The following is an 8,479-nucleotide window of genomic DNA, read 5'->3' as shown; positions in this document are numbered from 1 at the left end:
ATCCAGGCGATCCTTCGCCACATCGATACCTACGAACATGGATCTTGGCTCCCATCCTTGCGCATGCGGGCTCGCGGTTCGGCCCAGGCGACCGTTCGGGATCACAAAATCAACGGTGGAGGCGCCGAGCTCAGGAACGGGCTTGATGGCCCAAGGAGCCTCCGGGCTCTCCACCGAGACCGCGCCCGCAACTCTACGCCGACGCGGCCGTCTCTTGATACAAGGAGGCCGCGCAGCGGCCGTCTCGAAGGATGGGCAACAGACAGGGTGCGCGTTCCCATCCTTCGAGACGCGCGCCGGTGGCGCGCTCCTCAGGATGAGGTAAGTGCTTGAAGCGATTCAATTCATTTCGAGTCAGGCTCTCAGGATGAGGTCGGTGTTTGAGCCGCAGAGCGGCCTCATCGCGCGGCGGGATTTGGCCGCAGGCAAACGCCCGCGCTATCGTCCTGGCCTAAGAAAATAACGGAGACGTCCCGATGGCGATGGCCGAAGCCGCTGCCCCGCTCACTGCCGAAGATCACGCCCGCACCATGGCCGAGTACAGCCGCGCCGGCGAAGCGCGCGCGCGGGCGCTGGGCAATCGCGGGCCGATCCGGCTCGATGCCAATGGAAAGCTGGCGCAGGACATCCTCGACGCCTACTGGACGCACGGCTTCTATGTCTTCGAAGGCGTGGCGGGACCGGAGGAACTGGCCGAGCTGCGGGCCGACGTCGATGCCATCCTCGAACGCGCGCCGGTCGAACCGGGCGCGACGGTGGATCGTCACGGCCGACCGGCGTTCGGCGAGGGCGTGCTGAAGCCGCCCTATCGCTGGGCCAAGCCCTTGAGCGACCCGCTCGGCGGCACCACCAAGAACAACGGCCGCCATCCGGTGGCGATGAGCCAGCCGACGCTGGCCGCCGACGCGCCCGCCTGGACCGTCGAACTGCTCGACGGCAACCTCTACCTGATGAACGCCGCGTTCCGGCTCTACGGCCATCCCGGCCTGCTGGCCGCGGCCGCATCGATCCTCGGCGACGACTTCGTTCCCTACAACGAAGTGACCTTCATCAAGGAAGCGGGCCTCGGCCCCTCGGTCGCCTGGCACCAGGACGGCACGACCCATTGGGACGCCGCCGACTGGGACATGGGCGCCCACGGCTTCAACTTCATGACCCAGCTCTATCCCAGCACCGCGGGCAACTGCGTCTGGGTGCTGCCGGGCAGCCACCGCCACGGCAAGGCCGATATCCGCAAGCTGGTCGCCGAGAGCGGCTCCGACCGGATCGAGGGCGCGGTGCCGATGCTGGCCGGCGCCGGCGACACGATCGTCACCAACCGCCAGCTGCTGCACGGCTCCTTTGCCAACTCCTCGCCCGACCGCCGCGTGACGCTCAATGCCGGCTTCTTCCCGCGCAAGCGCGTGCTGAACGTCACGACGAAGCGGCTGACCGGCGAGACCGTGACCTACGACGCCGAGCGCATCGACCGGCGTCTGCGCATCCTGCTGCTGGCGATCGATGCGCGCCGCCAGCGCTTCCCGAACGAGAAGAGCCATGTCTATCGCCCGCTGGCCGACCGGCAGGACGAGATCCGCTGGAGCGAGGCGATGCGCGACACGGTGCTGAAGAACTATAACCAGCTCGACATGTTCATCTGAGGGGATGCGGTTCGGCGTCTTCCTGCTGCTCGCGCTCGCCGCCCAGCCCGCACTGGCACAGACACAGGCGCAACAGGACGCACCGCCCGCCCCCGACGACGAGACGACCGCCTATTGCCTCGGCGTGAACCGCCAGCTCGCCGAGCGCTTTCGCCAGATGCAGCTCTGGGGCTGCGGCAAGGCGGCGGGGATGCAATGGTGCCGCGACGCCAGGGCCTCGGCGCCGGAGGCGATGCGGGCGCGCGAACGGCTGGTGATCCGCTTCGCCAACGAACTGACCCGCAAGGGCCTGCTCGACGTCGAGCGCCCCGCCGAGGCCCGCGGGCGCCTGACGCAGATCGTGGCCGACGGCTCGACCGACGCCGCCCGCTGCTTCAACCCGGACGGCGACCGCGACGAGCCCGCCTGCGAGCGGCTGCAGCGCTGCGTCGAAGCCGAGAAGCGCGTGGGGGAATAGGGACCCACCCCCCACCCGTCATCCTGAGCGGAGTGAGCGAAGCGAACGCAGTCGAAGGATCTCTTTTCCGACGCACGGTGTGTCGAGGCGAAAAGAGATCCTTCGACTGCGTCGCCCTTCGGGCGACTTCGCTCAGGATGACGGATATAAAAAGGCACGACATTCAGCGAGGACACGGATGACCCAGTCGACATGGCGCGAGCGCGCGGGCACGCCTTTCACCTGCGAGAAGCAGCCCGCCCACGGGCCGCGCGGCATGGCGGTCTCCAACCATCCGCTGGCCTCGGCCGCGGGCCTCGAAATGCTGGCGGCCGGCGGCAACGCGGTCGATGCCGCCGTCGCCATGCAGTTCGCGCTGACCGTGGTCGAGCCGATGATGGTCGGGCTGATCGGCGGCACGACCTGCCACATCCGCCTGGCCGACGGCAGCCACCGCATCCTCGACGGCATGAGCGCCGTGCCGAAGATGGGCCATCCCGACATGTACAAGCCGGTCCCGGGCGCGCCGCCCGAGGTCTACGACGTCGAGGGGCAGGAGAACCTGGTCGGGCCGAAGTCGGTCGCGACGCCGGGCTCGCTGCGCGCCTGGTGTCTGGCGCTGGAGCGCTTCGGCACCATGAGTCTCGCCGACGTGATGCAGCCCGCGATCCGCCACGCCGCGCGCGGCTTTGCGGTGACGCCCTATCTCTCGGACTGCATCAAGGATGCGGGCCCCGACCTCTCGAAGGACAAGCTCGCCGCCGCGCTCCTGCTGCCCAACGGCACGCCGCTGAAGCCCGGCGAGCGGCTGGTGCAGGCGCAATACGCCGAGGCGCTGACCCTGGTCTCGCAGCAGGGCGAGAAGGCGCTGCATGGCGGGCCGCTGGGCGACCTGCTGGTGGAGTGCATGGAGAAGACCGGCGGCTTCGTGCGCCGCGACGATCTCACCGGCTACAAGGTCGAGGAGCGCGCACCGATCCGCGGCCACTATCGCGGCTGGGAGATTTTAGGCCCGCCGCCGCCCGCCGCCTCGGGCGTGCACATCACGCAGATGCTGAACATCCTCGAAGCCTACGACATCGAGAAGATGGGCTTCGGCACCGTCGACACGCTGCACCTGCTGGCCGAGGTGCTGAAGATCGCCTTCGCCGACCGCGCCGAGGCGAGCGGCGACCCGGACTTCGTGAAGGTGCCGGTCGAGCGCATCGTGAGCCGCGACTATGCCGACCAGCGCCGCAAGCTGCTGGACATCGCCCGCGCAACGCAATGGACGGGTGGACTGCAGGCGGCCGAGGGCCAGGACACGACCCATCTCACCGTGGCAGACGGCAAGGGCAACGTGGTCAGCACGACGCAGACCATCAACAGCCTGTTCGGCGCGCGCTTCATCGTGCCCGGCACCGGCATGATCCCCAACAACTACATGAACAACTACGACCCGCGCCGCGGCAACGCGCTGTCGATCGCGCCGGGCAAGCGCGTCACCACCTCGATGTCGCCGATGATGGCGCTGCGCGACGGCAAGGTGCGCTATGCGCTGGGCCTGCCCGGCGGCCGCAAGATCTTCCCGTCGGCGCTGCAGGCCCTGCTCAATCTGATCGACCACGGCATGACCCTGCAGGAAGCCGTCGAGGCGCCGCGCATCTGGACCGAGGGGCCCGTCCTGGAAGTCGAGCACGGCATCCCCGCCCCGGTGCGCCAGGGCCTCGAAGCCCGCGGCCACACGCTCAAGATCATGCCGACCGTCGCCGGCGGCATGAACGCCATCCAGTTCCACGACGACGACACCATGACCGGCGCCGCCTGCTGGCGCGCGGATGGCACGGCGGCAGCGCTGGGCGGCGGGTTGGCAAGGGCGGGCGTTAGGTTCGTGTTGCCGGGGTGAGAAGTGAGACTTTTCAGCAGCCATATCTCTGCAAGCACACTGTCGGCGGACTAGATCTTCCCAGAAACAACCGCATCACGGTTGAAAACATCAACAATAGTGGGCGATAGTGGGCCACTCACTACAACCATGGATACACGCTTATGGCCGCGACCGGTGTGCGATTACCAGCCGTTCCCTCACTCAGCGCTCTACTTCCGAAAGGCACTGAGAGCGGCAAAGAATTCGCCCGGATTGTCGGCCTCCTGCTATTTCAAGATGCGCGCCGTGTTGGCAGAGAATTCATCATGTTTGATGATGCGTCAGGAGATTATGAAGGACTGGACAGTTTTTCCCGACGCTCGAAGTCAGAAAACGTAATTGGCTATCAGTACAAATTCTTTCCGTCTCCTCTCTCGGACGAGCACAGAAAGGAGATTCGAGCTTCGGCACGTAACGCAAAGACTAGATCAAAAAATCTAAAGCTCACAAAATATGTAGTAGTTACACCTGATGACCTAACCAATTCAGGTCGTCGCGCGGAAGGTGGAGACGTCACATGGTTTGAAAATTTGCGAAATGAGTTCAAGAGTACTTTCGAAATCGAACATCTGGGCCATAGCAAGCTGCAGAGCCTTTTCTTGCAGTCCCCGCATCTGTGTCTATTTTACTACCCGCGACTAGTCCCACGCGGTGAAAAGCAGCGAAAGTCAATTCAGGAAATCCGATCGCTATACGACCTCAATCTCAAGAAGAGATATGGCCGCATCGAATTTGTCGGCATGTCAGTTTACAAAGAAGAGGCCTCACGTCGGATCCCCCTTGAGAATATCTATATTCCACTTTCTGTTGTTTCGGAGCGATCGCCGGAAGAGTCGGATGATACCCCCAGGGTTGATCCCGGCAGCTTTCTAGCCCCTGGCAACAAAACTGTTCTTCTGGGCGATCCGGGCAGCGGAAAATCAACGCTATTATCTTTTCTAGCTTTATGTGGGATTAGCGAAGCGCTTCAAAAGCGATGCAACACTCAATCGGACTCAAGGCTAACGGTAGTAGTTGTCTTGCGACGATATGCAGACGAACTCAAAAAGCGCAGAAACTTACCACTTCTAGATTTTCTCGTTGAGACAGTAAAAGCAGATTTCAATTTAGATGCTTTTAGTACGGACTTCCTTGAGTATTATTTTGAGAGTGGCCAAGCCGTCATCTTGTTTGATGGCCTAGATGAACTTCCAAGCTCGACCCTTAAGACAGTCATCCGCAAAAGAATTGAAGCATTCAACGAAACGTATCCAGCCAACACAATTGTTGTATCTTCACGCATCGTTGGATACGAGGCCGAGGTTCGATTCGATGATGCATTTTCACATTATAGAGTCGCGAAACTGAGACTACCCGAAATCAAGAGATTTATTCTTGATTGGTATGCAGCGCGCTTAGAAGACGAGAGCGACAGAAAGCGAAATGCGGACGACCTCGTTAAAGTCATCACAAACCCCGACAACGATGCGATTCGGAGCCTTGCAAGAAACCCATTGCTGCTAACAATTGTCGCTTTGGTACATCGCATTGATGCCGTTTTGCCGGATCAACGGGTTGTTCTTTATCAGAAATGCACCGAGACACTCCTAAACACTTGGCACAAGGCGAAGCAGAAAGACGAAGAAATAGCAAAAGGTAGAATTGAAAGAAGGAATCGGCATCGAATCGAAGCAATCGCTTACTGGATGCATCGCCGAAGCATAGCAGAACGATCCCGGGCAGTTGCACCTTACTCCGACCTCGTAACATTTCTCACGCAACATATTACCGACAACGAACAGCCGTCTTCCGAACCGGCTGAAGACCAAGCGGAGGCATTCCTAGAGTTCATCAAGACTGGTGCAGGCTTACTCATCGAAGCTGGCGATACTTTGTATAGCTTTATTCACATGACCTTTCAGGAGTATCTTTCGGCAACACACCTGATTAGCTTTGGGGAGATGGATGGTACCGATTCGATCTGGAAGGAACTGGGCGGCGATTTAGACAACCCTAGATGGCGCGAGGTTGTACGATTGTTGGTAGCAAGCCTTAGATCGACGTCAGGCCAGAAATTCTTTGTCGACAAGCTGCTTGATTTTCCGACGGGCTCTTTTCCGAGCCGGGACAGGGCTCTTCTTATTGTTGGCCTCCTGCGAGATGGGATTGAACCGGCGGAAGAGAAAGCTCAAGTCATTGTCGAGAAAGCACTACAATCGCTGCAAACCCTTGACTCTCCTGATGACATCGTATCGCTGCAATCTAGCATTCGGGCTTGGAGCACTAAAGATGCAGCACATTCCGCCATCACTGAAGCTGCGGCCTCCAAAGTATTCGAATCATCCGCCTCCAGGCAAAAATTTATTATTGCGCTTGCAAGACCGGCGCTAGATCTTCGTCCCTCGGACTCCAAGGAACTAAGCTCCTTGGTCAAAACATACAGCGACCAAGCTAGCGCTTATGAGAGCCTGATTTTGGGCACACCAACCACAATGCTTGGCTGGGAACCTCTTATGGCTCTTCACGACTTATGGGCAACTCAAAGTCCTGAAACCAATGCAGCGGCAGCAATCGGCCTAGGCCTTTCAGCGTTGCTAGACTCTACTCACATTCCTGCGCGCCTACTCAGGCGCGAGTTAATTGTGTTTGGCACCGGAGAATACGGACCGCACAATGACCACTTTCAAAACCTAATTTCTATTGCTATGGCGGGGACAAATATACGTCCTGAATTGAAGAAGGCCCTTTTTAATTCATTTCGAAGGTCAAATTCGCCTCGAAGGCGCCGCGTTAGACCCATCTCAAGCTTGATTGCTCCACATACGAATGGGCTAATTCGACAGGAAATGGATGGCAAGCGCGACAATTTCGCGATGCTCGAACACATTCGGCCCTTTTTGGAGGCGAAGGTCGAGAATTTAAATGTCAGGTCCCTTGGCTCAGCGGCGAACAGGTCAAAGCGAGGGGACCACGCACGTGAAGAGATTGATCTGATTAAAGATACTTTCCGTTTGGGTATGGAAGAATCGCCCGGCAGTTACTGGGACATGCTATGGGCTTCCGAGATATTCTCTGAGTATGTTATCGCCTCGGTCATAAGCGCTCTTAACCTTCGCCCCATCGCACATTGGAAAGAAGGACTCCGAGGCTCCCTCAAGGCCAGAATTCCAGCGTTGGTTGGGAGATTTTTTGATGAAGCGGAATGGGAAACTCTCAGCGTACGATTGAAAGAAGGAAATTTTAGTTCCGATGATCAAGATTTTGCAGCTTGGTTAGTGCTCCTAGATTTATGGGTGTGGCAACGAGATGGATATGTGAAGCCAACTGATTCTCCCCTCATTCGGATTGTGGAGGCCGCACAATATTCTGAGCACTCACTGTTGAGGTTTTCGGTAGCTCTTTGGCGAGTTTCTCACCAATTGCCAGGAGCAAATGAAGACATGCAGAATCTCACAGCTGCAGCTAACTCACGGTTGAGAACTCAACTAGAGAGCTTCGGCTGGCCACATCCGGAAACAAAGGAAAGTTCTCAAAGGGGGAATCGGCAGCGGCGTTCTACAAAAAGAAAGTAAGTTGCGACCCTCGCAAGTCTTCACAAAGTCGCAACCCAGATTCGCGCTTAAACGCTTCTGCTCCGGCTACATCTCGCCCTTTCAGTGAAACACCCGCCCTGAATCGATCACCAGCGTCTGACCGGTCGTGCTGTTGGTCCGGCACATCGTGACGACCTGGTCGGCGCAGTCGTCCTTGTTGGCGGGCTTGCCGAGCAGCGAGGCGCTGGCGTTCTTGGCGACCACCTCGGGGCGCAGGTTCGCCGTCGCGCGGGTACCTTCGAGCAGGCCGGGGGCCACGCAGTTCACCAGCACCTCGGGCGCGAGTGCCACGGCCATGCACTTGGTGAGATGGATGAGGCCCGCCTTCGAGACGGCGTAGGCGATCGAGGAGCCGGTCGGCCCCAGGCCCGCGACCGAGGCGATGTTGACGATGCGGCCTTCGCCCTGGCGCTTCATCACCGGGCCGACCGCCTTGGTGAGCAGCATCGGGCCGGTCAGGTTGATGTCGATGATCTTGGTCCATTCCTCGTAGGTGAGGCCGTCGAGATCGGTGAAGGGGATCGACTTGTTGTAGGCCGCGTCGTTCACGAGGATGTCGAGCCGGCCGAACCGCTTCACCACGTCGTCGACCAGCTTCTGCACCTGGTCGCGCTGGGTCACGTCGCAGGCGAAGGTCGCGGCGCTGACCTGGTGGCGTTCGAGATCGCGCGCGACGCCCTCGGCCTGGTCCTTGCTCTTCGCGTAGACGACGGCGATGTGGCAGCCCTCGGCCGCCAGCGCATGACAGATGCGCTGGCCCAGCCCGCCATTGCCGCCGGTGACGACGGCCACCTTCCCCTTGAGATCCATCCGTTTCCCCCTTGGCTGCCTTGCGACCCGGGCCGGGTGCAGGCCTTCAACCGTGCGGTATATATAGGCCAGTTCACAGCGTTCGCGGAGCTCGTCCGGTGTCCCTCACAGCCGA

The 8,479-nt window shown here is 59.9% G+C and carries 5 protein-coding genes; 4 read left to right on the top strand and 1 reads right to left on the bottom strand.

What is annotated here, in order from left to right:
• The first annotated feature begins 476 nt into the window (after positions 1-476).
• The 4 genes from LJ725_RS24230 to LJ725_RS24215 all read left to right on the top strand — a co-directional run bounded on the left by LJ725_RS24230 (position 477) and on the right by LJ725_RS24215 (position 7,533).
• Positions 477-1,640 (top strand): phytanoyl-CoA dioxygenase family protein, encoded by a 1,164-nt coding sequence (locus LJ725_RS24230; protein WP_230553517.1) that lies wholly within the window; start codon positions 477-479, stop codon positions 1,638-1,640.
• Positions 1,641-1,644: 4 nt separating this feature from the next.
• The gene (locus LJ725_RS24225) at positions 1,645-2,097 is read left to right on the top strand and encodes a hypothetical protein (protein ID WP_230553516.1); all 453 of its coding nucleotides are present in this window, start codon (positions 1,645-1,647) and stop codon (positions 2,095-2,097) included.
• A gap of 178 nt (positions 2,098-2,275) precedes the next feature.
• On the top strand, positions 2,276-3,961 hold the full coding sequence (gene ggt, locus LJ725_RS24220) for a gamma-glutamyltransferase (protein ID WP_230553515.1): 1,686 nt from the start codon (positions 2,276-2,278) through the stop codon (positions 3,959-3,961).
• 143 nt (positions 3,962-4,104) lie between these two features.
• Entirely contained in the window at positions 4,105-7,533 is a 3,429-nt protein-coding gene (locus LJ725_RS24215; RefSeq protein ID WP_230553514.1) for an NACHT domain-containing protein, read from the top strand.
• An 81-nt stretch (positions 7,534-7,614) separates the two neighbouring features.
• Here LJ725_RS24215 and LJ725_RS24210 read toward each other — a convergent pair whose 3' ends face one another.
• Positions 7,615-8,364 carry an SDR family NAD(P)-dependent oxidoreductase gene (locus LJ725_RS24210; RefSeq protein ID WP_230553513.1) on the bottom strand — a complete coding sequence of 250 codons (750 nt, stop codon included), beginning with the start codon at positions 8,362-8,364 and terminating at the stop codon, positions 7,615-7,617.
• Positions 8,365-8,479 lie beyond the last annotated feature (115 nt).

The organism is Reyranella aquatilis, assembly GCF_020880995.1.
GTDB classification, from domain to species: Bacteria; Pseudomonadota; Alphaproteobacteria; order Reyranellales; family Reyranellaceae; genus Reyranella; species Reyranella aquatilis.
The sequence above is the reverse complement of the archived record's forward strand: the minus strand, read 5'-3'. Positions and strand labels throughout refer to the sequence as shown.

Bases quoted from the DNA above. Each gene is read 5' to 3' on its own strand.
- LJ725_RS24230 (WP_230553517.1), top strand. From the start codon at position 477: ATGGCGATGGCCGAAGCCGCTGCCCCGCTCACTGCCGAAGATCACGCC.
- LJ725_RS24225 (WP_230553516.1), top strand. From the start codon at position 1,645: ATGCGGTTCGGCGTCTTCCTGCTGCTCGCGCTCGCCGCCCAGCCCGCA.
- ggt (WP_230553515.1), top strand. From the start codon at position 2,276: ATGACCCAGTCGACATGGCGCGAGCGCGCGGGCACGCCTTTCACCTGC.
- LJ725_RS24215 (WP_230553514.1), top strand. From the start codon at position 4,105: ATGGCCGCGACCGGTGTGCGATTACCAGCCGTTCCCTCACTCAGCGCT.
- LJ725_RS24210 (WP_230553513.1), bottom strand. From the start codon at position 8,364: ATGGATCTCAAGGGGAAGGTGGCCGTCGTCACCGGCGGCAATGGCGGG.